Here is a 21,522-nt window from a genome sequence, read left to right as displayed (position 1 = left end):
TCATTGAGGAGATGAATTGATGGCCACCCCTGAGACCCCGTCCCGCTACACTGTGATTTCTGCGGATACCCACGCCGGCGCCGACCTCCTCGAATACAAGCCGTATCTCCCGCAGGCTTTGCATGACGACTTCGACGCGTGGGCCAAGACGTATGCGAGTCCTTTCGATGACTTGATCATCGCCACGGCAAAGCGCAACTGGGACCATGAGTTGCGTATCTCCGAGATGGACGCTGACGGGGTCGCAGGGGAGTTGTTGTTGCCCAACACTGTTCCTCCGTTCTTTCCGACGTCTCCCAACATCACGATCTCGTTGCCCGAGAACCGAGCGGAGTTCGAACACCGCTGGGCGGGCGTGCAGGCGCACAACCGATGGCAGGTCGATTTTTGTTCGCTGGCACCCGCACGGCGGCGAGGGTTGATCCAGGTATTCCCCAACGACGTTGACGCCGCGCTGGACGAGATTCGTTGGGGCAACGAGCAGGGCTGCTTTGGTGGAGTGTTGCTGCCCCCGGTATCGCCGGGCGACCCCAATGTCGCCCCGCTGTTCCACACTCGCTATGAGCCGATTTGGCGGTTGTGCAGCGAACTGGATCTGACGATCGTGCAGCACGGCGGCCCGGGAAGTCCGGCAATGCCCATGGATCAGCCGGCATCCAACGCCGTGCTCATTACGGAAATGGCGTTGTGGGCACAGCGGACTCTGGGACATTTGATCCTGGCCGGGGTTTTCGAGCGTCACCCCGCGCTACGGTTCGCCCCTACCGAGCAGGGCACTCTGTGGGTACAGCAGCAACTGATGATGCTCGATGCGATGGTGCCGACGATGAAGTCCGAAGCCGGCAACCGCACGTACGGGATGTTCGGTGGTTCCTCGGTCGATGGGCTTACCCTCACGCCGAGTCAGTACGCCCAGCGGAACTGCTACCTGGCCAGCGAATTGGCGCCCTTCGAATCGGTCATGATCGACTTCATGGGTGCAGACCACATCCTGTGGGGAAGCGACTACCCGCACGAGGAGGGCTTCGCTCCTCAATCCAGGCTGGCCATCCGGTGGGCGCTGCACAACAGATCGGAGAGCGAGTGCCGAAAAATCCTCGCCGACAACGCGGCTCGGCTGTACCGATTCGACCTCGACGCACTGGCACCGATTGCAGCCGAGCTTGGGCCGACGGTGGCCGAAGTGCATACGCCCCTTGACGACACCGGCTACCGTGCCCCTGCCGCGTTCGGCTACCGCCCCTTCGAGGGGGGACTCGCATTGAAGCGCCTCGCTCCCCAACGCCAGTAAACGCGCTCTCTTACGAGAGTCTCGAAAGCCCAGTGCATAAAACTTGCCCGGGATCAGGCCCCCCGTCACCCGGTAGAGCGGTCTTCTGCAGTGCGCTGTTTTCCGGCCTCATGCGGCGGTTGTCTCGGTGTCAGACCCGGGGTCGGACGTGGTGATGGGGGCAGCCCGGCGCAACCGTTCGGTTCCTGGACCCGACACAGAGATGAGCGCCGTCGATGTCAGTGCCGATGGAGGTTACGGGGGCTCTTCTTCGGCCGGGGAGTCGGTGTTGGCCAGATGGTGCAGGACTCGTTCGTTGAGGGCGGCGAGCATGTCGAGTTCGGCCGGGCTGAGCAGGTCGATGAAGTTCCGCCGGACATCCTCGACGTGCGCGGGCGCCGCCTTCTCGATGGCGGCGCGGCCGGCCGGTAGCAGGCAGACCATGGTGCTGCGGGCGTCGTCGGGGTTGGGCTCGCGGCAGATCAGCCCGTCCTGCTGCATGCGCCGCACCTGGTGGGAGAGGCGGCTCTTCTCCCAACCGAGGGTGTTGCACAGCTCGTGCGCGGGCATGCGGTCCCCGTCGTGAGTCGAGAGCACCGCCAGGATCTCGTAGTCGGCCGCCGACAGGCCCGATTTCTGCAGGCCCCGGCTCAGCTGCACCTCTAGTTGGTGATGCGCGTGTTGGAAGGCCCGCCAGGCACGGTCTTCACGAGGGTTCAGCCAGTTCGGTTCCATCAGTCCCAATGCTATCCGATTGGTTGACGTGTCATCAAACGTGGATTATGGTAGACACATCAACCTTTTCGCCTACTCCACGGAGGGAACCCCCCATGAGCAGCATCAGCATCATCGGTACGGGAAACATGGCCCGCGCCATCGGCGCCCTGGCGGTGGCGGGCGGCAACACCGTCGAGGTCATCGGCCGCGATCAGTCGAAGGCCGCCGAGCTGGCCAAGGATCTCGGCGGCGGCGCCACGGCCGGAGAGTTCGGCGCCGTGCCGGCCGGGGACATCGTCATCGTGTCCGTCTTATACGCCAACGTCGTTCCGGTCGTCGCCCAGTATGGAGACGCCCTCGCGGGCAAGGTCATCGTCGACATCAGCAACCCGTTCAACGCCACGGCCGACGGGCTGGCCATCCCCGATGACACCTCGATCGCGCAGGAAGTTGCCAAGGCCGCCCCGGCCAGCGCCAGCGTGGTGAAGGCGTTCAACACCGTCTTCGGCGTGGTGCTGGCGAAGGGCCGACCGCTCGACGTCTTCGTCGCCGGCGACGACGCGCGCGCCAAGGCGGCCTTCGCAGAGTTCATCGAGAGCCTCGGGCTGCGCCCGCTCGACGTCGGCGGCTTGCACATGGCGCACTGGCTGGAAGGAACGGGCCTGATCGTGATGGGTCTCGCCCGCCACGGGGTGGGGAACTTCGACTTCGCCCTGGGCGCCACCGTTCCCGCCTGAGCCGCGCCAAGAACGACCGGGGCGCCCGCGCCCCGGCAATGGATGACGGATCATCGAAAGGAATCCTTCATGAAGCTTGGTTTCGCAATTCCCATCGTCGGGCCCGCGGTCAGCAGCGCCTCCGGCCTGAGCGCGTTCTGCCGCGGACTCGAGGAACTCGGCTACGACACGCTGTGGGTCGGCGATCGCCTGGTCACGCCGGTTGACATGCACAGCACCTACCCGGGCAAAGAGCAGCCGTACCCGCCGCAGATGACGCGCTACCTCGATCCGGTGCTGCTGTGGACGGTCGCCGCGACGGCGACCACCCGGATCCGGCTGAACTCCAGCACGCTCAGCACGTTCTATTACGAGCCGCCGCACCTGGCCCGCCTGCTGACCACGCTCGACGTGCTCAGCGGCGGGCGCCTGGACGTGGGCGTGGGCATTGGGTGGATGAAGGACGAACACGACATCGCCCGCGGCGCGGACTGGAGAAGGCGCGGGAAGATGCTCGACGACCTGCTGGCGTTCCTGCGCGAGTGGTGGACGACCACCCCGGTGTCCTGGGAGAGCGAGTTCTTCTCGCTGCCGCCGGTCCATGCCGACCTGCGCCCGGTCCAGCCCGGCGGTCCGCCCATCTGGATCGGCGGTGCCAGCGAGGCCGCGATGCGCCGGGTCGGCCGCAGTGGCACCGGCTGGCTCGGGGTGGAGGGGCTGCAGGAAGAGGTCACCGACCACTTGTGGTCGGTCGCACGCCGTGCGGCCCAGGACGCCGGCCGCGATCCGGACGCGCTGAGGACGGCCATGCGGATCAACCTCGAACCGGGCACGCCGGTCGGCTCGGTTACCGACAGGCTCGAGCGCTTGGCCGGTTCCGGTGTCGACGAGGCGATCGTGGATGCCTTCGCGATGTTCCCCAGCCTTGACGAGTTGCTCGACTTCGCCGGCCAGGTCATCGCCCGATGGAGTGATCATGGGAAAGCTTGACGGCAAGGTGGCGGTGATCACCGGTGGATCGAGCGGCATGGCGCTGGCCGGCGCCAAGTTGTTCGTCGACGAGGGAGCTCACGTCTTCATCTCGGGCCGGCGGCAGGAAGCGCTGGATGAAGCCGTCAAGCTGATCGGCCGGAATGTGATTGGCGTGCAGGGTGATTCGGCGAATCTGGACGATCTTGACCGCTTGTTCGAGGCGGTCAAGCGGGAAAAGGGCGCCGTCGACGTGCTGTGGGCCAGCGCCGGGACGGGCGAGGCGCGCCAGCTCGGCGAGATCACCGAGCAGCACTTCGATGCGACCTTCGGGCTGAACGCGCGCGGCACGCTCTTCACGGTGCAGAAGGCCTTGCCGCTGCTGCGCGACGGTGGCTCGATCGTCATGACCGGGTCGATCGCTTCGGTCAGGGGCTTTCCCTTCTGGAGCGTGTACGCGGCGAGCAAGGCGGTACTGCACGCCTACGCCCGCGTGTGGTTGGCCGAGTTGAAGGACAGGCGGATCCGGGTCAACGTGCTGACACCGGGCCAGGTAGCCACACCGATACAGGAGCAGTTGTTCGACGAGGGAACGAAGGCCCAGTTTGAATCCCTGATTCCGCGGGGAAAGATGGGCCGCCCTGAGGAGGTCGCGACCGTCGCACTGTTCCTCGCCTCGGACGACTCAAGCTATGTCAACGGTATGGAGTTGATCGTCGACGGCGGCACCACGGCAGTCTGAGCGCCAATTGCGTTGCACATCAAAGGAACCAGCAGCCACACTAGGCCTCGCCTCCGCTACATCTGATCCTTCGCGGGCGCACAGACGGTCCACTTGCCGGCGTTTTTGCGGAAGTACATCGTCTGCGTCTGGTCGTCTCGGAAGATCAGGGTTGCCGAGGCCGCGTCGCCGTGTACGACGATGTCGCCGATCCTGAATTTCGGCTTTGGCGCGTTGGCCAGTTCGCCCCCGGGGTCCGCGGCCGCATCGAGATAGGGTTCGGCTTCCTCGCGGCACATGAGGGTGGCGATTTCTTGCGGGTTTCCCCGGCTGACCGAGTCGGAGAAGGTGCCGATCAACGCCTTGATCCTGGCGGGGTCGCTGTTCTGGTAGTGGTCGTAGGCGGCGATCGCCGCAACGGCGCTGGCGACGGTGATCACGACGACCGCCAGCACGGCGTATAGCCAGCCCTGTTTGCGGCGGCGGGGCGGCACGGGTGGCGGTGGCCCCCACCAGGCGCCCGCCGGAGGCATCCACGGGCCGGGCTGCGGTGGGGCTGCGGCATACGGCGGCGGCACCGGCGGGGGGCCATAGGGCTGCTGCGGCGGCACCGGCGGCGGGCCGTAGGGCGGCTGGGGCGGCCAGGGCCCTCCGCCATACGGGTTATTGGGATAGGGCGTTGTCATATTGCGGCTCAGGCGAATTCATCGAGTTGGGCGGTCATCGTCTCGTCAAGCAGGGCGCCGAAGTCCTCCGGGGCCTCGGGTACTCCTCCGTACACGGTCAAGGCCTGTCCCGGGGGAAGGTCGGGTGACACGCACAGGTGCGCGTCCGCGGTGGTGGCCAGCAGCAGCAGCCGCGTGGCGTCCACCGCGTCGGGCGGCCAGTTGGATTCCGGCAGTCCTTCCGGGCAGCCCAGATACTCGGCGTACGTCTGCAGGTGTCGAGGCGGGATGGGGCCGTTGGACATCCAGTCGGGAGCGACGAAGCCGGCGTGCGTCTCGCGATAGAAGCGGCGCACGGGGTCTGGGATTGCTTCGGCGAACCGCAACTCGGCGTCGCGGGAGAGGGCCGGGTCCCAGCCGATCCAACAAACCACGTGCCGCTGGTCGTCGTCGTAATGCTCGAGGGCGTAGACCAGGACGGCCTCTCCGGCCAGGTGGCCGATCCGGACGTCGGCGAGTTCGGTCTCGAGCGCTTGGGCGAAGTCGGGCACCAGTTGCAGAAAGTCGCTGTTCCACAGCGACAAGGCCGCCATGCGCCGGGCTTCCGCCGCATCGGAGCGCGCGATCGGCTGCCAGGATTCGGGCACGTCGGCGCCGGATCCGGTCGCGGCCAGGACGACCGGCTCGGAATGCGCAAAACGGCCGAGAACCCGTTCGATTTCGATGTTTTCGACGGTCATCAGCTGGGCGGGATCGTGGTGAGTAACTGGTTGATCAGGTCTTGTAGCGTCGCGCGGGTGTCGTTTTCCAGTTGCACCTGCTCCTGGACCCACTTGGGATCGGCGTTGCCGATCCGGGCGACGCTATCGGAGTTCTTCATGCCATTGGCGTAGGCCGACATCCATTGCAGATTCCGCGGCGAGTTGGCCACGATGTACATGTACTCGGCGGGCAGGTTGAGAAACCCCGGCACATACATCAGGGCAGCGATCGGAACGATGTGGTCGACGACGACCGCGGGCCGTGAGGGATCGCTGGCCATGCCCGGTATCGGAGCGCCGTTGCGCGCAGGATCGGGATCGCCGACGCCCGGCTTGGCCTGGCCCTGCAGTATCAGGTCGTCGGACCAGGGCCCTTTCTGACGCAGCTGCTTGAAGACGGGCTGCATCGGGGGCGCGACCGCCACCCCGCCCAGCGAATTCCTGGGCGGTGGGGCGGGCGGCGCGTACCCCGACGGCAGCCGAGCCTTCGCGGCGTTGATCTTGTCGATCCTGTCTTGTGAGGGCTTAGGCAGCGTCCCGTGATCGGCCAATTTGGCGACGACGGCCGCGCAACTGTTGAGATTCGCTTGCGCCTGACTGCCACGGGCGTTGAGCTGGGCGGCTTCGGCGTCATAGGCGTCGGCCGCGGCCTGCTGCCTCGGCACGATGAAGTCGTGCGGTTGGGCATTGTGGCGGGCGATCTCGGCGTTGATCGAATCGAGCGCCTGCTGCTGCGACTCACAGCCCTGCGCAGGCCCCGGCGCGGCACCACTGGTAGCGACTGGCAGCCCACACGCCAGGCCCAACAGCAGGAGGACCACCGCGAGCAGGAGGACCAGCGACCGGCCCGCCGCCGGCGGCGCTCCCCGATCCATCGGCTTGTGGTGCTTCATCTCGATACGGATTACCCAGTTTATGACGAGCCGCCGTGGCCACGTTTGCCGAAGGCCCTTCTCCGCCTCACCCCGACGGCGCCGTTGAGCGGACGCGGATTCGCGCTCGATACCGCGACGCACTAGTTTTCCTATCGTGATTTCGTCAGCGGCGAGTGCCTTCGCGCGGTGTATTGCTCCCTTCCTGGCTGCCACGGCCGTCGCGTGGCTGGGTCTGTCTGCCGATCCGCCGCAGGCCGGTCGCGCCCCCGCTGTGCGCCTGGTCGATAGCGGCAACCCGTTGGCCGGAGCGCCGTTCTACGTCAATCCCAATTCGGCGGCCATGCGCGCCGCGCAGAAGGCCGATCCGCCGAGTGCCGAATTGACCGCGATCGCCAACACGCCGCAGGCGTACTGGATCGTTCCGGGGTCGTCGGCGTCGACGGTCGGCAAGTACGTCGGCGATGCCAATGCTGCCGGCGCCATCCCGGTGCTGGCGCTCTACGGAATCCCGCACCGCGACTGCGGCAGCTTCGCCGCGGGCGGCTTCGGGTCGGGTGCCGACTACCGAGGCTGGATCGACGGCATCGCTTCCGACGTGGGCGCCTCGCGGGTGGCGATCGTCGTCGAACCCGATGCGCTCGCGATGGCCGACTGCCTCTCGGGCGATCAGCGTCAGGAACGCTATGACTTGGTCCGCTACGCGGTCGACACGCTGACCCGCGATCCGAACGCGGCCGTCTACGTCGACGCCGGCCACCTGCGCTGGCACAGCGCCGAGGACATGGCGGCGCGGCTCAAGCAAGCCGGCGTGGACCACGCGCGTGGCTTCAGCGTGAACACGGCGAACTTTTTCACCACCGAGGACGAAATCGGCTACGGCGAAGCGATTTCGGGGCTGACGAATGGAGGATCGCACTACGTGGTCGACACGTCGCGCAACGGTGCCGGACCTGCGCCCGACTCCGAGCTCAACTGGTGCAACCCCAGCGGCCGCGCGCTGGGCACTCCCCCCACCGCGGCGACCGCGGGCGCGCACGCCGACGCCTACCTGTGGATCAAACGTCCCGGTGAATCGGACGGAACCTGCGGCAAGGGCGACCCGGCGGCCGGCACCTTCGTGAGCCAGTACGCGATCGACCTGGCCCGCAAGGCGGGTCAGTAGGCGGGGGCTGCCGACGCCGCGTCTCTCGATAACCACGGGGGCGCCATCACGATGCAGAACATGATGGTCACGGCGGTCGTCGAGGGTGAGCTACCCAAGGACTCGGTCGAGCAGCTCGTCAGTCTGCGATAGGAACGCCGCCGCCATTCAACGCAAGCGGATCTCCGCCGTCGCCAGCCCAAAGATCTTCCTACCAGCGGACTTTGCGACGACAATGACCGTCCCCGCGCGGGTAGTCGGGTCCAGCGACTTGATCCGGCCGCTGTACTCGATGTCCGCACCGTGGGTGGCCGACACGATCGCGGGCTGGGCCAGTCGTACCGCGTACCGGCTCACCGCGCCGGGGTCGCCCGACCACTTCGAGACGAACGCGGCGCCCAAACCCATGGTGAGCATGCCGTGGGCGATCACATCGGGCTGGCCCGCCAGCTTGGCGACGTTCTCGTCCCAGTGCAACGGATTGGCGTCGCCGGCGACGCCGGAATAGTTCACCAGGTCGCCGCGCGACAGGCGGGCGTGGTGCACCGGTAGCTCGGCGCCGACTTCCAGGTCGTCGAAGCGCGGAGTGCCCGGGATGCGGTCCGCACCACCTTGGGCGATCCGCACGTCACCCGCCGGGCGCACCGTCTTGCGGTAGGCCGCCTCTGAGGTGTCGATTCCGGCGAGGTTCACGTCGTGCATCACCACGTTCTTCGCGGCCACCAGCATCGCCGGATCGACATTCGTCCGCGGTGACGCCGACGACGGTGGTGTGCATGGTGTGAACCCGCTCGCCGGCGGCGTCGGTGAACGTGTTGGTCACGGTGATCAGGTCGCGGCCCGCGACTCTGCGGACCGATGAAAGTTCGACGTCGGTGTGCAATTCGTCGCCCGCCACGATCGGTCGGTGCTGCTCGAAGACTTCCTCGGTCTGCAGATACATGTCATAACCGACGACGACCGATTCGAACAGCCGGCGATTGGCAACCATGCCGGGAATCGACGTGAACGTCAGCGGCGCCACCAGGCCCGAATATCCCAGCTCCGCGGCGGCGGCGATATCCCAGTGCGCGGGGTGGTAGTCCTGTACCGCTCGGGCGTACTCCCGCACCTTTTCCCCGGAGACCCGGTACGGTTCGTCGAGCTGGTAGTAGTGGCCCACGCGCGATTCGAGCGTGGGAGTTTCGACTGGTGCGGTCATCAATTGCTCAACTTTTCTATCGACCGGTTCGCTGCGGCCGACCAGGGCACCCTAACGCGCGGACATCCGTGACCATCGGCGCGGGCGGTCGGCGCGTTGCTGCCGTGGTGAAGGCACCGGTCCGCCGACGCGCAGCGGCCACCTAATGTCGATGAGCATGACCGTTTATGCCTTGAATCTGTTCGATGTCGCCGATGCCGACGAGTACCGCGCATACTCACGACGATCACCCGCTGAGGTCGCCAAGCATGGTGGTCGTGTCGTGGCACTCGGCAGTTTCCAAGATGCGATTGTCGGCGACATCGAGCCCCGTCAGGTGCTGATCCTCGTGGAGTGGGAATCGCGGGACGCTTTCGACGGCTACTGCAACGACCCGGAACTCGCCGACCTGCATCCGCACCGCGAGAACGGGTCGTCGAAATACATCTGGCACCTGTTCGACCGTCTCGACGATCTCAGGCCCGTGCTGAATCGGTGAGCGTGGCGGGCCGACCACGATTCGCGAATCACGGCATTCGTCGATATCGATCCCGGAGGGCGCCGGGCACGGGGTCAAATCTTGAGATACCCCTTGTCGGCGGGGATTTGGGCTGCGGTGACCAATGAAGACGCGTCGCCGGCAAGCCAGACCACGATGTCGGAGACCAGGTCGGGCGCCGCCAGCGACTCGGTCGGCAGGGCACCCGGCGAGAAGCTGTGGATGTAATGCGGATGGTCTTGGAACGTCTGGTACATCGACAGGTCGTTGCCCATCGGGGTGTCGGTGCCGTACGGGTGCACCGAGTTGACCCGGATGCCGAATTCGCCGAGCTCGACCGCCAGCGAGTTGGTGAGTCCGACGACGCCGAATTTGCTTGCGCAATAATGCCCGCAGCCCGGGACGGCTTTGATTCCCGCCGCGGAGCTGATGTTGATGATCGATCCGCCGTTGCCGGCCGCGATCATCGGCGGCACCACCGCTTTCATCGTGTTCCACAGCCCGGTCAAGTTTGTGTCGATGGTCTCCTGCCACTGCTGGGCCGAAATCTCCCACAGCCGGCCCCAATTCAGCACACCGGCGTTGGCCACCACGATGTCGAGCCGGCCGAACTGCTCGATCGCGTTCGCCACCACCCGCTGCTGGGCCGACAGATCGCGAACGTCGACCTCGTCTGCGAGGATCTTGCGGCCCTCGCCCTCGACCAGGTTGACGGTCTCGGCCAGGTCTTCGGGGAGTGCGGGGGGATAGCCGTTATGTTCGGCGACCGGCGCGCAGGCGTCGATTGCGACGATGTCGGCGCCCGCACGGGCCAGCCGCACACAGTGCGAGCGGCCTTGGCCGCGGGCGGCCCCCGTCACGTAGGCAACTTTGCCGGCGAGCGGGGCGACGGGATCGGTCATGCCGATACCTCCTCTGCTTGAGGCCTCTGCTTGAGGCGCCGGCTGAGGTTCACCGGCGGCGCGATGGCCGAAGCACGTGACGGGTACGGAAACGCTACTGGGCGGCGGCGCACCGCGCCAGGGGCCAGTCAGGGGTTAGTCCGTGGCGGCCGGTACCTCGCGCGGCCGCCCAAGCGGTCATGCTGCGGCTACCGTGATGACTATGACGCCGGCCGCCCGCTCGCCCGCAGCTCCGGTAAAGCGACGCCCGAAAGACCGGAAGGCGCAGATCGCTCGGGCCGCCGCCGACGCCTTTAGCGAACTCGGCTACCACGCGGTCAGCATGGAGAACATCGCGGCGCGGGTCGGGATCTCCGCGGCAGCACTCTACCGGCATTCGCACGGCAAGTACGACTTGTTCCGTTCCGCGGTCCTGGCCCTCGGACAGCGGCTCGTCGACGCCACCGAGTTCGCCGATCACTTGCCCGACGATGCCGATCCGGCGGAGACGCTGCGCGCGTTGACCGCCGCGCTGATCGACACCACCATCGTCAACCGCACCGCGGGCGGGCTGTATCGCTGGGAAGGCCGCTACCTGCGCGGGGAAGACGAGCACGTGCTGGCCGAACAGGTCAAGCTGGTCAACCGGCGTCTACAACGGCCGCTGATCAAACTCCGGCCGAACCTGCAATCGCGGCAACGCTGGGTCATCTCGGTCGCGGCGCTGAGTGTCATCGGCAGCATCACCGACCATCGTTCGAGGCTGGGCAACAACGAGATTCGGGCGACGCTGACCGAGATCGCGGCCGCCGTGTTGAGGGCCGACGTGCCGGCGCAGCGATCGAGTGGATCGGAATCCTCACGGGGAGGCGCGATTACGAACGCGGCCGGCGGCTACGAATTGCTGCTGTACGAATCGATCCGGCTGTTCAGCGAACGCGGGTACCGCGAAACCGGCATGGAGGACATCGCCGCGGCCGTCGGGATACCGGTGGCCAGCATCTACCAATACTTTCCGAGTAAGGCCGCCATGCTGGCGGTTTCATACCGGCGCGGCGCCGACCAGCTCTCCGGTGACCTGTCCACGATCGTGGCCGCCGGCGGCGATCCGGCGCGGTCGCTGGTGGCGCTGATCGACGCCTTCGTGACCCGGTCGTTCGCCAACCCGGAGCTGGCCCGTCTGTACTACACGGAGCGCCACAACCTTCCCGACACCGACGCGGTCCTGCTCTACAACATTCAGCGCTCGACCGTCGAATCCTGGGCCCGGCTGGCGGTAGCCGCGCGGCCGGGGCTGACCCTCGGGCGCGCCCGGTACGCCGTACACGCCGCCTTCGCCCTCGCCGTCGACATCGGGCAGCTCGTCTTGCCCGGCCCGGGCCAGACCGCGCGCACCACGGTGCGCCGGTTGATGGAAACCACCCTGCTCGGCCGGGCCGCCGCACCCTCACGCCAGGCCGCCCGCGGTGGCACGCGGCGCCGCTGACACGACCCGCCTCGAGCCGGCTCGCGACACGAACGTGCGCCCACATGCATTGACTCCGTGGGGGGAGGGATTACACGGGGTTATTCCTAACCCACTGCCGTCCAGGCGGATCGCTGGTTCGGCACGGTGACAAAGCGTTCCCCGCCGCGACGCGTGCTACCAAAATTACCGAATAGCCATTAACATAATCCGGATCTAGTTCACGTACCGCGGTGTGGCGGGCTCACCGACTGACTCGGCGCTGAGCCGACCGGCCCCGGTAGCGCTCGACGCGAAGGGACGCCCGATGCTCGAAAGGATTCGCCGTCTGCTGGATTATCAGTTGACCATCGCCGAGTTGCTGGGCCTGGCCGTGCTGCTCGGCACGCCCTACTTGATTGTCGGTGTGATCTGGTCGTCCACCCACACGGCACATCTGCGCGACATGCACGGGCTCGACCTGGTGGTCTCGTTTCTCGGTTCGATCGTGTCATGGCCCGTGCTCATTTTCGCCAACGTGTGCATGACCTAGGCCCAAACAGATGTCAAGACGCGGGCCCTGGGTGTTCTCGACGGCCATCGTGGCCCTGACCGTCGGGATTTTCGCGTTGTGCTTGCCCGTGTTCATCGACGCCTACGACCAGTACGGCTGGCAAGTCAAATGCGGCAGCGGATTCGCGACGGACCTCACCCAGGCCTCCAGCGCCGATGGGCAGGGTCGCGGCGCGAACTACGTCGACCAATGTGACAACGCTCTGATGATCCGCCGCGCGTGGGCGATCCCGGCGGCCGCGATCGGCGGCATCACCCTGGTGGGGTTGGCGGCGGCGGTGCTCGCGCATGACCGTCGGAACACCGGAGACGAACAGTCGTCTGCACGCGCCCGAGAAAGCCCGGGTTGATTTACGGGCCCGCAACCCATTTCAAGCCACGCCTCGTCCGCCAGGGGCGTGACCTAGCGCGTGCTCTCGTCCGGTAGGTCCCGCCGGGACTGGTGCAATCCCGGCGCGTCCGGGTCGTCGTCCTGATGCTCGAGTTGCTCCTGCAACCTGCGCTGTTCCTCGGTCGCCTGCCGGGCGTCCTCGGGTGCCGGTGGCGGATCGATATTGACTTGCTGGTCCACGTGCTCTCCTCTGACCGTCTGCGTTGCTCCAGTCAGGGTCTCCCGAATAGCGCGCGTCGAAACGTGGCCGGCGCGACTCCCGCCCGGCGGCGGCGGTCAGCCCAGGTGAGCCGACAGCAGCCAGGCCCCTATCGACTTGCGGCCGTTGCCCTCGTCGCGGATGTCGGCGCCGGAGAAGGCCTGGAAGCCTTCCAAGGCGCTGTCGGGCACGTTGGCGTGGATGCGTGCCGGGCGGATCTCGTCGATCACCCAGTACTTGGAGACCACGTCGCGCAGCTCGTCCTCGGTGACCGCGTTGACCGGACCGCCTGCCGGCATGCCCGCGCGGTCGAACACGAGCACGAAGTAGGAGGCTCCCGGCGCGGCGGCTCGCACGATCGACTGTTGGTAACCCTCGCGCAGCTCGACGGGCATCGAGTGGAACAGGGTGCTGTCGACGATGGTGCCGAAGCGGCCGTCGTAGCCGCCGAACGCGCTGATGTCCGCGACGTCGAATGTGGCATTGGCCAGGCCTCGCCTGGCGGCCTTTTCGGTCGCCAGCTTGATGGCCGTGGGCGACTGGTCCAGGCCCACTGTGGTGAAGCCGCGTTCGGCCAGGAACAACGACACCGCCGCTTCCCCGCAACCGGCGTCGAGGACGTCACCATGGAACTTCCCGGCCTCGATAAGGGCCGCAATCTCTGGCTGCGGCTCGCCGATGCTCCACGGCGGCCGATTGCCCTCGCCCATCTCCGGGGCCTCGCCCCGGTAGGCGGATTCGAACATTTCTTGAGTCGGCTGAGACATACCACCGTTGTATCAATCCGGCTGATATATGTCAACGGGGTTGATACAACGGGGTGGCGCCTAACGAAGGATGGCCGTCAGGTAGCCGGAGTCTTCGCCGAAGGAGGCCAACTCATCCTTGGGCACTTCGAACCCGTGGGCGGCGAAGGCATCGTCGGTCGTCCGGATGTCGACCTGCCAGCCATGCGCCGCCAGGTATTCGGCGGCGGTGTTGCGGTCACCGGTGTAGAACAATTCGGCCAGGTTGATCTTGGAACCCAGGCGTTGCGATCGCTCCGTCAGCTTCTGCGCCCAGTCCGACGGGATGTTGCGCAGGTCCATGTGTTCGGTTGCGATGCGGCTGCCCGGCGCCGACAACGCGACGATGTTGTCGAACAACCGGTCCTGCGCCTCGGGCGGCAGGTAGACGAGGAGGCCTTCGGCGCTCCAGGCCGTCCGCGCGTGCGGATCGAAACCCGCCTCGAGCAGGGCGGCCGGCCAGTCGTCGCGCAGGTCGATCGCCACCGTGCGCCGCTCGGTGGCGGGTTGGGCGCCGAGGCTGGCAAGTACCCGCGTCTTGAACTCGATGACCTCCGGTTGATCGATCTCGTAGACCACCGTGCCGGCCGGCCAGAGCAACCGATAGGCCCGGGTATCCAGGCCGGACGCCAGGATCACCGCCTGGCGGACACCGGATTCGGTCGCCAGGACGAAGAAGTCGTCGAAGTAACGGGTGCGCACCGTGATCTGCTCGTTGACGGCCCGACGATTCAGCAGGGGGTCGTCTGACCGGTCGATCTCGTTGTCGAGGAGCCTGACGAAGGTGTCGCTACCCACCGCGCGCACGAGCGGATCGGCAAAGGGGTCGTTGAGCAGCGGGTTCGGCCCTTGCGAGGCGATCGCCCGCTGGGCGGCCACCGCGGTTGCGGTCGCGCCCACGCTGGACGCCAAATCCCATGTGTCGTTCTCGGTGCGGCCCACTCACCCGGCTCCTCTCCGCCATTAGTTAGCCCATTTAAGCGATAAACCCACTGTACGCCCCGGGGGATGACTACCGCGCCGCTACGTGCTGAGATCGGGTATGGCCGAAAACATCGAACTGAGCCCGACGGACTGGGTGCGCGAGCAGACCGAGAGGATCCTGCGACAAGGCACGACCGACGGTGTCGAGATTTTCGATCGACCGGTCGTTCTCTTGACCATGACCGGCGCAAAGTCCGGTAAGAAGCGGTATGTGCCGCTGATGCGCGTCGAAAACGACGGCCGTTACGCCATAGTCGCGTCGAAGGGCGGGGCCCCCGAGCATCCGGTGTGGTACTTCAACCTCAAGGCCAACCCGGAGGTGACGCTGCAAGACGGCGAAAAAGTGGTCACGCTGCGCGCGCGCGAACTCGACGGGGCCGAGCGCGCGCAATGGTGGCAACGGGCCGTCGACGCCTACCCTCCCTATGCGGAATACCAGGCCAAGACATCGAGGCAGATACCGGTGTTTGTCCTGGAGTAAATCAATTACGCTCCAAGGTATTTCGCTGACCCAAGCACAGCCGGGCATCCCCGGGGCTTCAACACCTGTACGCGCCGAGAAGATTTGCATTCGATATGCGCCCGGCCCGTCGGGTTGCGACGCTTCTGGGCAGCCCATACCTTCGGTATCCATAAGCGGGCACGTCCCAGTAGAACGACGACGTTTTGCCATTGTGATCGCTTGTGCCGCAGATATTTACATTGCACTGACCGGCGCGTCGCGGGCGACATCCCACGCGCTCCTTATGCGCAACCCAGGGAGGGTCGATGCAACACACCGAACGGGGAGGTGCACGTACCGCCGAAACGGGGGAACCAACGCGGATCGACCGGTTGCGCGCGGCCCTCCCGTACGACCTGCCGGCCTCCCTGGTGGTTTTCCTGGTCGCACTGCCCCTGTCGCTCGGGATCGCGATCGCCTCGGACGCCCCCGTGCTGTCCGGATTGATCGCGGCGATCGTCGGCGGCATCGTCGCCGGATGTATCGGTGGTTCGCCGTTGCAAGTCAGCGGCCCGGCGGCCGGGCTCACGGTGGTCGTCGCCGACGTGGTCTCCCAGTTCGGTTGGGCCGTGACCTGTTTGATCACCGTCATCGCCGGAGCCCTACAAGTCATGCTGGGGGTCAGCCGAATTGCCCGGGCCGCCTTGGCGATCTCTCCGGTTGTCGTGCACGCCATGCTGGCCGGCATCGGAATCACCATCGCCTTGCAGCAGGTGCACGTCCTGCTGGGCGGTGAATCGCAAAGCTCGGCCTGGACAAACGTAGTCGGTCTGCCGGCGCAAATCGTCGGCGCACACCGCCCGGGCCTCGCTCTCGGCCTGATGGTCATCGCCATCCTGGTCGTGTGGCGCTGGGCGCCGGCCCGGGTCGCCAAGATTCCCGGTCCGCTGGTCGCCATCGTGGTCGTCACGGTCGTCTCGATCGTCGCGCCGTTCAACGTTTCCCGCATCAGGCTGGACGGATCGGTGCTCGAGGCGCTGCAGTTGCCGGAACTTCCGCACGGCGACTGGGGCGCCGTCGCGGTCGCGGTGATCACCGTCGCGCTCATCACCAGTGTGCAAAGCCTGCTCACCGCGGTCTCCATCGACCGCATGCACAACGGCCCCCGCACCGACTTCAACCGCGAGCTGATCGGACAAGGCGCGGCGAACATGGCGTCGGGCGCAATCGGGGGGCTTCCGATCGCCGGCGTCATCGTGCGCAGCGCGGCTAACGTCAACGCGGGCGCCAAAACTCGCGCCTCGACGATCATGCACGGGGTCTGGATCCTGTTGTTTGCCCTGCCCTTCGCGGGGTTGGTCGAACAGATCCCCACCGCCGCGCTGGCCGGCTTGCTCATCGTCATCGGGATCGAGCTGCTCAAACCCGCACACATCGAGACCGCCTTGCGCAACGGCGATCTCGCCGTCTACCTGATAACCATCGTCGGCGTCGTCTTCCTCAACCTGCTGCACGGCGTCATGATCGGGCTCGCGGTGGCGATCGTCGTGACCGGATGGCGCGTGGTGCGGGCCAAGGTGGAAGCGAGGGCCGTTGACGACGAATGGCACGTCGTCATCGAAGGTGCGTGCACCTTCCTGGCCCTGCCCCGGCTGACCGGTGTGCTGGCGACGATCCCCGAGCGCACCGCGGTCACCGTCCACATGCTGGCGAATTATCTCGATCACGCCGCGCACCAGGCGATCAGCGACTGGCAACGCCGGCACTGCGCCACGGGCGGAACGGTCAAGGTTCACAACGAAACCGATGGACGGGCCGAGAAGCCGCCCAAACGCCACCGTCGCGCGGTCCACCTCAGCCTGGTCGAGGCCAACACCGGCTAGCCGACGGCGCCGTTACTTCACGTCGGCGGCGATCCGCTCCAGCACGGCGAGGTGGTCGTCGACGGACGCGAGCCCGGCGTTCATCGTGTTGACCGAAAGGTGGCTGGCGCCCGCGGCCCGCCAGGCGGCGATGCCGGCGCCAACCTTGTCGGGGTCGCCCGTCCAGTTGACCCGGCCTTCCATCCCGACGCTCGCGGTGTCCCGGCCGGCGGTCGTGGCCGCCCGCTGCACCTGTTCGCGCGCGTGCTCGAGGCCGGGGCCGGGAGCCGTCATCGGAAACCAACCGTCCGCGAGCCGCCCCGCGCGCTCCAGCCCGCGGTCGGAGGCCGCGCCGATCCATACGGGGATCGGGCGCTGGGTGGGCAGCGGGGCCAGGCCCGCCGCCGTCACGGTGTGGTACCGCCCGTCGAAGGTGACCGATCGTTCGGTCCAGAGCCGGCGCATCAGTTCGATCTGCTCCTCGGAGCGCCTGCCCCGATTGCTGAACGTCTCGCCGAGCGCCTCGTATTCGACGGCGTTCCAGCCCAATCCGACGCCCAACCGGAACCTCCCGCCGGTCAACAGGTCGACCTCGGCGGCCTGCTTGGCCACCAGCGCGGTCTGTCGCTGCGGCAGGATGATGACCCCGGTGACGAGTTCCAGCGAGGTGAGCGCGGCCAGATAGCCGAACACGACGAACGGCTCGTGAAACGTCGAGTCGATGTCGTAGGGGCCGTCCCAGCCGCGGTGGACGGCCGGGTCGGCGCCCACGACGTGGTCGTAGGCGAGGATATGGGTGAATCCGAGGCCTTCGACGGCCTCGCCGTACGCGCGCACGACCCCGGGGTCGCCGCCGAGTTCGGTCTGCGGGAACACAACTCCGATGCGCATTGGCGGTGCAACCACGCCGCGGCGGCATTGCTTCCCCCGCGAGCGAATAAGTTTGTGACGGTGCCGTCTTCGCGCCTCTCGGCAAGTGGTCGCTCGAAGCGACGGTTTTGAGGTGGTACCCGGGGGAATGTCCGACACCGTCGCGTCCCACAACGCCGCCGCCCGCCCGGGTATTTCTCACACCCTCGATGATGGACGGGTGACGACGAAAAAGATCAGCAGCGCGCTGCGGGTCGGTAGTTTCGAGCGGACGTTCGAAGCGGAGCTGACCGCGCGCTACGAAATTCCGCGGCTCCCCGAGGGCCCGGGACGGGCGGACTTCCTGGCCGAGCACGGGGCCGGTGTGCGGGTGGTGCTCACGTCGGGTTCGGCCGGCGTCGACGCCGAGACCATCGCGGCGCTGCCCAACCTGGAGGTGATCGTCAACAACGGCGCCGGGGTGGACCTGATCGACCTGCGGGCGGCGCAGCACCGCGGCATCGGCGTGAGCAACACGCCAGACGTGCTGTCGGACACCGTGGCCGACACCGCCCTGGGGCTGATCCTGATGACCCTGCGCCGGTTCGGCGCCGCCGACCGCTACGTGCGGGCGGGCAAATGGGTGCGCGACGGCCCGTTCCCGTACGCCCGCGACGTCAGCGGGCTGCAGGTCGGGATCCTGGGGCTGGGCCGCATCGGTTCGGCCATCGCGACCCGGCTGCTCGGGTTCGACTGCGCCGTCGCGTACCACAACCGCCGCCGCATCGACGGATCGCCGTTCCGCTATGCCGAATCCCCGGTGGAGCTGGCCGAGTCGGTGGACGTCCTGGTCGTGGCCACCACCGGCGGCTCCCACGCGCGCCACCTGGTCGACCGCGTCGTCCTCGAGGCGTTGGGGCCCGACGGTTACCTCATCAACATCGCCCGCGGCAGCGTCGTCGACCAGGACGCGCTGGTGGAGCTGCTGGCCGGCGGCGCCCTGGCCGGGGCGGGTCTGGACGTCTTCGTCGACGAACCCCATGTTCCGGCCGAGCTGTTCGGGCTGGACAACGTGGTGCTGTTCCCGCACATCGGCAGCGCCACCGAGCGGACCCGCAGGGCGATGGCGCTGCTGGCGATCCGCAACTTCGAGAGTTACCTCGACACCGGCGAACTGGTGACCCCCGTGCTACAACCCCGGCGGTGAGGGCAGGATCGGCTCATGTCAGATGCCTCACACCGCAACGTCCGCCGGCCTAATTTCGGGTATCAGGCCATCCACTATGAGTGATACGACCCGGCGTCAGCTCGGGCAGACCGACAGTCCGATCGAGGACGAGCTCGAGGACGCCTTCAGCAGGATGTTGAGCGAGGGCACCCAGCGCCTGCACCGCACCTGGCGCGGCGTGCTGGTCACCGGCTTTTTCGGCGGCACCGAGGTGGGGATCGGGGTGCTCGCCTACCTGTCGGTGCTGGACGCCACCCACCGCCCGCTGCTGGCCGGCCTGGCGTTCTCCATCGGCTTTTTGGCCCTGCTGCTCGGCCGCAGCGAGCTGTTCACCGAGGGCTTCATCATCCCCGTCGTGACCGTCGCCGCCAAGCGCGCCAGCCTCCCGCAGCTGCTCAAATTGTGGGGCGGCACCATGTTCGCCAACCTCGTCGGCGGCTGGGTGATCATGTGGCTGATCATGACCGGCTTCCCCGAACTGCACGCGCAGACCATCGAATCCGGCACCCACTTCGCCACCGCGCCGCTATCGGGGCAGAGCATGGCCCTGGCCGTCCTCGGCGGCATGGTCATCACGCTGATGACCCGGATGCAACACGGCACCGATTCGGTGCCCGCCAAGATCGCCGCCGCGGTCGCCGCCGCGTTCCTGCTCGCCGGGCTGCGGTTGTTCCACTCGATCCTGGACTCGCTATTGATCTTCGGCGCGCTGATCACCGGTGAGGCGCCGTTCGGCTACCTCACCTGGCTGGGCTGGTTCGCCTACACCGTGGTGGGCAACATGGTCGGCGGGCTGCTGTTCGTCACACTGCTGCGGCTGCTGCGCAGCAAGGACCGGCTCGAGGAGGAACGCGCCGACGCCGAGTCGTCGTGAGCCTCAAAGAAGTTGCGGCATAACCTCGCTCGCGATCAGTTCGAGGTGCGTGAGGTCGGTGAGGTCCAGCAGCTGGGTGTAGACCCGCTGCACGCCGATGCGTCTCCAGGCGCCCAAGTTGTCGACGATCTCCGCGGGGGTCCCGACCAGCGGGCTGTTCGAGCGCAGCTCGTCGAGGTCGCGGCCGATGGCGGCGGCGCGGCGGGCCAGCTCGCGGTCGTCGCGGCCGGCGCAGAGCACGAAAGCGCTCGAATAGACCATGGATTCGGGCGGTCTGCCGGCCGCCTCGACCGCCTGCGCCACCCGCTGATACTGCTTCTCGGTCACGTCGGGCGGCGCGAACGGAACGTTGAACTCGGCCGCATACTTCGCCGCCAGCCGGGGAGTGCGGTGGGCGCCGAGCCCCCCGATGACGATCGGCGGATGCGGGCTCTGCGCCGGTTTGGGCAGCGCAGGCGAACCGGCGATGGTGTAGTACTCGCCGGCGTAGTCGTAGGTCGCACCGGGCCTTGTCGTCCACAACCCGGTGACGATCGCCAGCTGCTCACCGAGCCGGTCGAACCGCTCCCGCAACGGCGGAAAAGGAATGCCGTACGCCTGGTGTTCCTTTTCGAACCAGCCACTGCCCAGGCCGAATTCGACACGTCCGCCGCTCATGTCGTCCACTTGCGCGACCGCGATGGCCAGCGGACCCGGGTGGCGGAATGTGGCAGACGTCACCAACGTGCCCAACCGGATGCTCGACGTCTCCCGCGCGATCGCGCCCAGGGTCACCCACGAATCGGTCGGACCGGGCAGCCCGTCGCCGCTCATCGCCAGGTAGTGGTCGGACCGGAAGAACGCGGAAAACCCCAGCTGCTCCGCGGTTTTCGCGACGGCGACCTGATCGGCGTAACTCGCGCCCTGCTGTGGCTCGATGAATGCACGGAAGTCCATAGAATCCCTCGGTATCTCGTTGTACGGCAACCCGATTCCGAACCTGTACCCGCCTGTGGCCAAAGCGAGACGGCGAACGGGTTAGTACCCGGCCCGCAATTGGGTATGCGCTTAGCATGACCTCACTACTTGCACCCACGGTCGTGACGCCCGCGCGGCTGACCTGCGCCGGTGCCGCCGACGCCGTCACGGCGGCGGAATGGCGTCGCGTCCTGCGCCGGTGGCTTCACGAGGCGACTGAGGCCCCCGCGGAGGTTCGCGACGACATCATTCTGAGCGTCAACGAGGCGCTGGCCAACTGCGTCGAGCACGCGTACCGGACCCACCGCACGGTCGGCACCATGAAACTGCAGGGCAGCCACGATCTCGCCGCGCAGGCGATCAGCGTGTGCGTCAGCGACCGCGGGTCCTGGCAGCACCCGCCGGCGCAGCGGCTCAGCGATCCGCGGCGGTCGCGCGGCATCGCGCTGATGCACGCGCTCGCCGATCACTGCACCATCAACGCCCGCCCGAACGGCACGACGGTGTGCCTGGACTACACCACCAGGCACTGACGGCCA

The 21,522-nt window shown here is 67.1% G+C and carries 24 protein-coding genes and 2 pseudogenes; 15 read left to right on the top strand and 11 right to left on the bottom strand.

Annotation, left to right across the window (positions count from 1 at the left end; all coding sequences use genetic code 11):
- Positions 1–19: 19 nt before the first annotated feature.
- Positions 20–1,291: an amidohydrolase family protein gene (locus HMPREF0591_RS03085; RefSeq protein WP_007166945.1), complete on the top strand. Its 1,272-nt coding sequence runs from the start codon at positions 20–22 to the stop codon at positions 1,289–1,291.
- A 234-nt stretch (positions 1,292–1,525) separates the two neighbouring features.
- Here the strand turns inward: HMPREF0591_RS03085 and HMPREF0591_RS03080 are convergent, their stop codons facing one another.
- On the bottom strand, positions 1,526–2,005 hold the full coding sequence (locus HMPREF0591_RS03080; RefSeq protein WP_007166944.1) for a MarR family winged helix-turn-helix transcriptional regulator: 480 nt from the start codon (positions 2,003–2,005) through the stop codon (positions 1,526–1,528).
- A gap of 95 nt (positions 2,006–2,100) precedes the next feature.
- Here HMPREF0591_RS03080 and HMPREF0591_RS03075 point away from each other — a divergent pair, with 95 nt between their 5' ends.
- From HMPREF0591_RS03075 to HMPREF0591_RS03065, 3 genes are all read left to right on the top strand, one after another.
- On the top strand, positions 2,101–2,724 hold the full coding sequence (locus HMPREF0591_RS03075; protein WP_007166943.1) for an NADPH-dependent F420 reductase: 624 nt from the start codon (positions 2,101–2,103) through the stop codon (positions 2,722–2,724).
- A gap of 69 nt (positions 2,725–2,793) precedes the next feature.
- Complete coding sequence (locus HMPREF0591_RS03070; RefSeq protein WP_040621001.1) at positions 2,794–3,693, top strand: TIGR03619 family F420-dependent LLM class oxidoreductase; 900 nt, start codon at positions 2,794–2,796, stop codon at positions 3,691–3,693.
- The gene (locus HMPREF0591_RS03065; RefSeq protein ID WP_007166941.1) at positions 3,680–4,414 is read left to right on the top strand and encodes an SDR family NAD(P)-dependent oxidoreductase; all 735 of its coding nucleotides are present in this window, start codon (positions 3,680–3,682) and stop codon (positions 4,412–4,414) included. The genes HMPREF0591_RS03070 and HMPREF0591_RS03065 overlap by 14 nt, the downstream gene beginning before the upstream one ends.
- Positions 4,415–4,470: 56 nt before the next feature.
- Here HMPREF0591_RS03065 and HMPREF0591_RS03060 read toward each other — a convergent pair whose 3' ends face one another.
- From HMPREF0591_RS03060 to HMPREF0591_RS03050, 3 genes are read right to left on the bottom strand one after another with little or no spacing between them, the layout of a single operon-like run.
- The gene (locus HMPREF0591_RS03060) at positions 4,471–5,079 is read right to left on the bottom strand and encodes an Rv0361 family membrane protein (protein ID WP_157137469.1); all 609 of its coding nucleotides are present in this window, start codon (positions 5,077–5,079) and stop codon (positions 4,471–4,473) included.
- An 8-nt stretch (positions 5,080–5,087) separates the two neighbouring features.
- The gene (locus HMPREF0591_RS03055; protein WP_007166939.1) at positions 5,088–5,798 is read right to left on the bottom strand and encodes a hypothetical protein; all 711 of its coding nucleotides are present in this window, start codon (positions 5,796–5,798) and stop codon (positions 5,088–5,090) included.
- Entirely contained in the window at positions 5,798–6,712 is a 915-nt protein-coding gene (locus HMPREF0591_RS03050; protein WP_007166938.1) for a hypothetical protein, read from the bottom strand. The genes HMPREF0591_RS03055 and HMPREF0591_RS03050 overlap by 1 nt, the downstream gene beginning before the upstream one ends.
- A 136-nt stretch (positions 6,713–6,848) precedes the next feature.
- Here HMPREF0591_RS03050 and HMPREF0591_RS03045 point away from each other — a divergent pair, with 136 nt between their 5' ends.
- Together HMPREF0591_RS03045 and HMPREF0591_RS33655 are read left to right on the top strand one after the other, a co-directional pair.
- Positions 6,849–7,856 carry a glycoside hydrolase family 6 protein gene (locus tag HMPREF0591_RS03045; RefSeq protein WP_040620996.1) on the top strand — a complete coding sequence of 336 codons (1,008 nt, stop codon included), beginning with the start codon at positions 6,849–6,851 and terminating at the stop codon, positions 7,854–7,856.
- Positions 7,857–7,862: 6 nt separating this feature from the next.
- Positions 7,863–7,988 (top strand): annotated as a pseudogene (locus tag HMPREF0591_RS33655) (transglutaminase-like domain-containing protein); the annotation flags it as partial.
- Between the two features lie 15 nt (positions 7,989–8,003).
- On the opposite strand, the pseudogene HMPREF0591_RS03040 reads toward HMPREF0591_RS33655, so the two are convergent.
- Positions 8,004–9,036: pseudogene (locus tag HMPREF0591_RS03040) on the bottom strand (fused (3R)-hydroxyacyl-ACP dehydratase subunits HadA/HadB).
- Positions 9,037–9,193: 157 nt separating this feature from the next.
- Here HMPREF0591_RS03040 and HMPREF0591_RS03035 point away from each other — a divergent pair.
- The gene (locus HMPREF0591_RS03035; RefSeq protein WP_065441879.1) at positions 9,194–9,514 is read left to right on the top strand and encodes a DUF1330 domain-containing protein; all 321 of its coding nucleotides are present in this window, start codon (positions 9,194–9,196) and stop codon (positions 9,512–9,514) included.
- A 74-nt stretch (positions 9,515–9,588) separates the two neighbouring features.
- Here HMPREF0591_RS03035 and HMPREF0591_RS03030 read toward each other — a convergent pair whose 3' ends face one another.
- Entirely contained in the window at positions 9,589–10,416 is an 828-nt protein-coding gene (locus HMPREF0591_RS03030) for a mycofactocin-coupled SDR family oxidoreductase (protein WP_007166933.1), read from the bottom strand.
- A gap of 202 nt (positions 10,417–10,618) precedes the next feature.
- Between HMPREF0591_RS03030 and HMPREF0591_RS03025 the strand changes: the two genes are divergently transcribed.
- From HMPREF0591_RS03025 to HMPREF0591_RS03015, 3 genes are all read left to right on the top strand, one after another.
- The gene (locus HMPREF0591_RS03025) at positions 10,619–11,881 is read left to right on the top strand and encodes a TetR/AcrR family transcriptional regulator (RefSeq protein ID WP_040620994.1); all 1,263 of its coding nucleotides are present in this window, start codon (positions 10,619–10,621) and stop codon (positions 11,879–11,881) included.
- Positions 11,882–12,167: 286 nt separating this feature from the next.
- On the top strand, positions 12,168–12,392 hold the full coding sequence (locus HMPREF0591_RS03020) for a hypothetical protein (protein ID WP_007166931.1): 225 nt from the start codon (positions 12,168–12,170) through the stop codon (positions 12,390–12,392).
- 10 nt (positions 12,393–12,402) lie between these two features.
- A complete protein-coding gene (locus tag HMPREF0591_RS03015; protein ID WP_040620992.1) occupies positions 12,403–12,762 on the top strand; it encodes a hypothetical protein in 360 nt (119 codons plus the stop codon).
- A 53-nt stretch (positions 12,763–12,815) separates the two neighbouring features.
- Here HMPREF0591_RS03015 and HMPREF0591_RS32885 read toward each other — a convergent pair whose 3' ends face one another.
- From HMPREF0591_RS32885 to HMPREF0591_RS03005, 3 genes are all read right to left on the bottom strand, one after another.
- Positions 12,816–12,983, bottom strand: a complete 168-nt coding sequence (locus HMPREF0591_RS32885; RefSeq protein ID WP_007166929.1) for a hypothetical protein — start codon at positions 12,981–12,983, stop codon at positions 12,816–12,818.
- 96 nt (positions 12,984–13,079) lie between these two features.
- Positions 13,080–13,769, bottom strand: a complete 690-nt coding sequence (locus HMPREF0591_RS03010) for a class I SAM-dependent methyltransferase (protein WP_040620990.1) — start codon at positions 13,767–13,769, stop codon at positions 13,080–13,082.
- Between the two features lie 60 nt (positions 13,770–13,829).
- Positions 13,830–14,729: a class I SAM-dependent methyltransferase gene (locus HMPREF0591_RS03005; protein WP_007166927.1), complete on the bottom strand. Its 900-nt coding sequence runs from the start codon at positions 14,727–14,729 to the stop codon at positions 13,830–13,832.
- Between the two features lie 100 nt (positions 14,730–14,829).
- Here HMPREF0591_RS03005 and HMPREF0591_RS03000 point away from each other — a divergent pair, with 100 nt between their 5' ends.
- Complete coding sequence (locus HMPREF0591_RS03000) at positions 14,830–15,252, top strand: nitroreductase family deazaflavin-dependent oxidoreductase (RefSeq protein ID WP_007166926.1); 423 nt, start codon at positions 14,830–14,832, stop codon at positions 15,250–15,252.
- A gap of 287 nt (positions 15,253–15,539) precedes the next feature.
- Positions 15,540–17,096 (top strand): SulP family inorganic anion transporter, encoded by a 1,557-nt coding sequence (locus HMPREF0591_RS02995; RefSeq protein ID WP_007166925.1) that lies wholly within the window; start codon positions 15,540–15,542, stop codon positions 17,094–17,096.
- A gap of 12 nt (positions 17,097–17,108) precedes the next feature.
- Here the strand turns inward: HMPREF0591_RS02995 and HMPREF0591_RS02990 are convergent, their stop codons facing one another.
- A complete protein-coding gene (locus tag HMPREF0591_RS02990) occupies positions 17,109–17,966 on the bottom strand; it encodes an LLM class F420-dependent oxidoreductase (protein WP_007166924.1) in 858 nt (285 codons plus the stop codon).
- A 127-nt stretch (positions 17,967–18,093) separates the two neighbouring features.
- Here HMPREF0591_RS02990 and HMPREF0591_RS02985 point away from each other — a divergent pair, with 127 nt between their 5' ends.
- Both HMPREF0591_RS02985 and HMPREF0591_RS02980 read left to right on the top strand, forming a co-directional pair.
- Positions 18,094–19,131 (top strand): 2-hydroxyacid dehydrogenase, encoded by a 1,038-nt coding sequence (locus HMPREF0591_RS02985; RefSeq protein ID WP_007166923.1) that lies wholly within the window; start codon positions 18,094–18,096, stop codon positions 19,129–19,131.
- A 76-nt stretch (positions 19,132–19,207) separates the two neighbouring features.
- Positions 19,208–20,026 carry a formate/nitrite transporter family protein gene (locus HMPREF0591_RS02980; protein WP_007166922.1) on the top strand — a complete coding sequence of 273 codons (819 nt, stop codon included), beginning with the start codon at positions 19,208–19,210 and terminating at the stop codon, positions 20,024–20,026.
- A 3-nt stretch (positions 20,027–20,029) separates the two neighbouring features.
- On the opposite strand, the gene HMPREF0591_RS02975 is transcribed toward HMPREF0591_RS02980, so the two are convergent.
- Complete coding sequence (locus HMPREF0591_RS02975; RefSeq protein ID WP_040620987.1) at positions 20,030–20,962, bottom strand: LLM class F420-dependent oxidoreductase; 933 nt, start codon at positions 20,960–20,962, stop codon at positions 20,030–20,032.
- Between the two features lie 116 nt (positions 20,963–21,078).
- On the opposite strand from HMPREF0591_RS02975, the gene HMPREF0591_RS02970 reads away from it, so the two are divergent.
- Positions 21,079–21,516: an ATP-binding protein gene (locus HMPREF0591_RS02970; protein WP_007166920.1), complete on the top strand. Its 438-nt coding sequence runs from the start codon at positions 21,079–21,081 to the stop codon at positions 21,514–21,516.
- Positions 21,517–21,522 lie beyond the last annotated feature (6 nt).

Origin of the sequence: Mycobacterium parascrofulaceum ATCC BAA-614 (genome assembly GCF_000164135.1) — a bacterium.
Lineage (GTDB): Bacteria > Actinomycetota > Actinomycetes > Mycobacteriales > Mycobacteriaceae > Mycobacterium > Mycobacterium parascrofulaceum.
Note: the sequence above shows the minus strand (reverse complement) of the source record. Positions and strands in the feature narration are given on the sequence as shown.

What these genes read in the sequence shown, in the direction of transcription:
- HMPREF0591_RS03075 (WP_007166943.1), top strand. Translation starts at nt 2,101, where the DNA reads ATGAGCAGCATCAGCATCATCGGTACGGGAAACATGGCCCGCGCCATC.
- HMPREF0591_RS02970 (WP_007166920.1), top strand. Translation starts at nt 21,079, where the DNA reads ATGACCTCACTACTTGCACCCACGGTCGTGACGCCCGCGCGGCTGACC.
- HMPREF0591_RS03030 (WP_007166933.1), bottom strand. Translation starts at nt 10,416, where the DNA reads ATGACCGATCCCGTCGCCCCGCTCGCCGGCAAAGTTGCCTACGTGACG.
- HMPREF0591_RS03085 (WP_007166945.1), top strand. Translation starts at nt 20, where the DNA reads ATGGCCACCCCTGAGACCCCGTCCCGCTACACTGTGATTTCTGCGGAT.
- HMPREF0591_RS02985 (WP_007166923.1), top strand. Translation starts at nt 18,094, where the DNA reads ATGTCCGACACCGTCGCGTCCCACAACGCCGCCGCCCGCCCGGGTATT.
- HMPREF0591_RS03000 (WP_007166926.1), top strand. Translation starts at nt 14,830, where the DNA reads ATGGCCGAAAACATCGAACTGAGCCCGACGGACTGGGTGCGCGAGCAG.
- HMPREF0591_RS03055 (WP_007166939.1), bottom strand. Translation starts at nt 5,798, where the DNA reads ATGACCGTCGAAAACATCGAAATCGAACGGGTTCTCGGCCGTTTTGCG.
- HMPREF0591_RS03050 (WP_007166938.1), bottom strand. Translation starts at nt 6,712, where the DNA reads ATGAAGCACCACAAGCCGATGGATCGGGGAGCGCCGCCGGCGGCGGGC.
- HMPREF0591_RS03025 (WP_040620994.1), top strand. Translation starts at nt 10,619, where the DNA reads ATGACGCCGGCCGCCCGCTCGCCCGCAGCTCCGGTAAAGCGACGCCCG.
- HMPREF0591_RS03060 (WP_157137469.1), bottom strand. Translation starts at nt 5,079, where the DNA reads ATGACAACGCCCTATCCCAATAACCCGTATGGCGGAGGGCCCTGGCCG.
- HMPREF0591_RS02975 (WP_040620987.1), bottom strand. Translation starts at nt 20,962, where the DNA reads ATGGACTTCCGTGCATTCATCGAGCCACAGCAGGGCGCGAGTTACGCC.
- HMPREF0591_RS03035 (WP_065441879.1), top strand. Translation starts at nt 9,194, where the DNA reads ATGACCGTTTATGCCTTGAATCTGTTCGATGTCGCCGATGCCGACGAG.
- HMPREF0591_RS03010 (WP_040620990.1), bottom strand. Translation starts at nt 13,769, where the DNA reads ATGTCTCAGCCGACTCAAGAAATGTTCGAATCCGCCTACCGGGGCGAG.
- HMPREF0591_RS02990 (WP_007166924.1), bottom strand. Translation starts at nt 17,966, where the DNA reads ATGCGCATCGGAGTTGTGTTCCCGCAGACCGAACTCGGCGGCGACCCC.
- HMPREF0591_RS03070 (WP_040621001.1), top strand. Translation starts at nt 2,794, where the DNA reads ATGAAGCTTGGTTTCGCAATTCCCATCGTCGGGCCCGCGGTCAGCAGC.
- HMPREF0591_RS02980 (WP_007166922.1), top strand. Translation starts at nt 19,208, where the DNA reads ATGAGTGATACGACCCGGCGTCAGCTCGGGCAGACCGACAGTCCGATC.
- HMPREF0591_RS03015 (WP_040620992.1), top strand. Translation starts at nt 12,403, where the DNA reads ATGTCAAGACGCGGGCCCTGGGTGTTCTCGACGGCCATCGTGGCCCTG.
- HMPREF0591_RS03020 (WP_007166931.1), top strand. Translation starts at nt 12,168, where the DNA reads ATGCTCGAAAGGATTCGCCGTCTGCTGGATTATCAGTTGACCATCGCC.
- HMPREF0591_RS03065 (WP_007166941.1), top strand. Translation starts at nt 3,680, where the DNA reads ATGGGAAAGCTTGACGGCAAGGTGGCGGTGATCACCGGTGGATCGAGC.
- HMPREF0591_RS02995 (WP_007166925.1), top strand. Translation starts at nt 15,540, where the DNA reads ATGCAACACACCGAACGGGGAGGTGCACGTACCGCCGAAACGGGGGAA.
- HMPREF0591_RS03080 (WP_007166944.1), bottom strand. Translation starts at nt 2,005, where the DNA reads ATGGAACCGAACTGGCTGAACCCTCGTGAAGACCGTGCCTGGCGGGCC.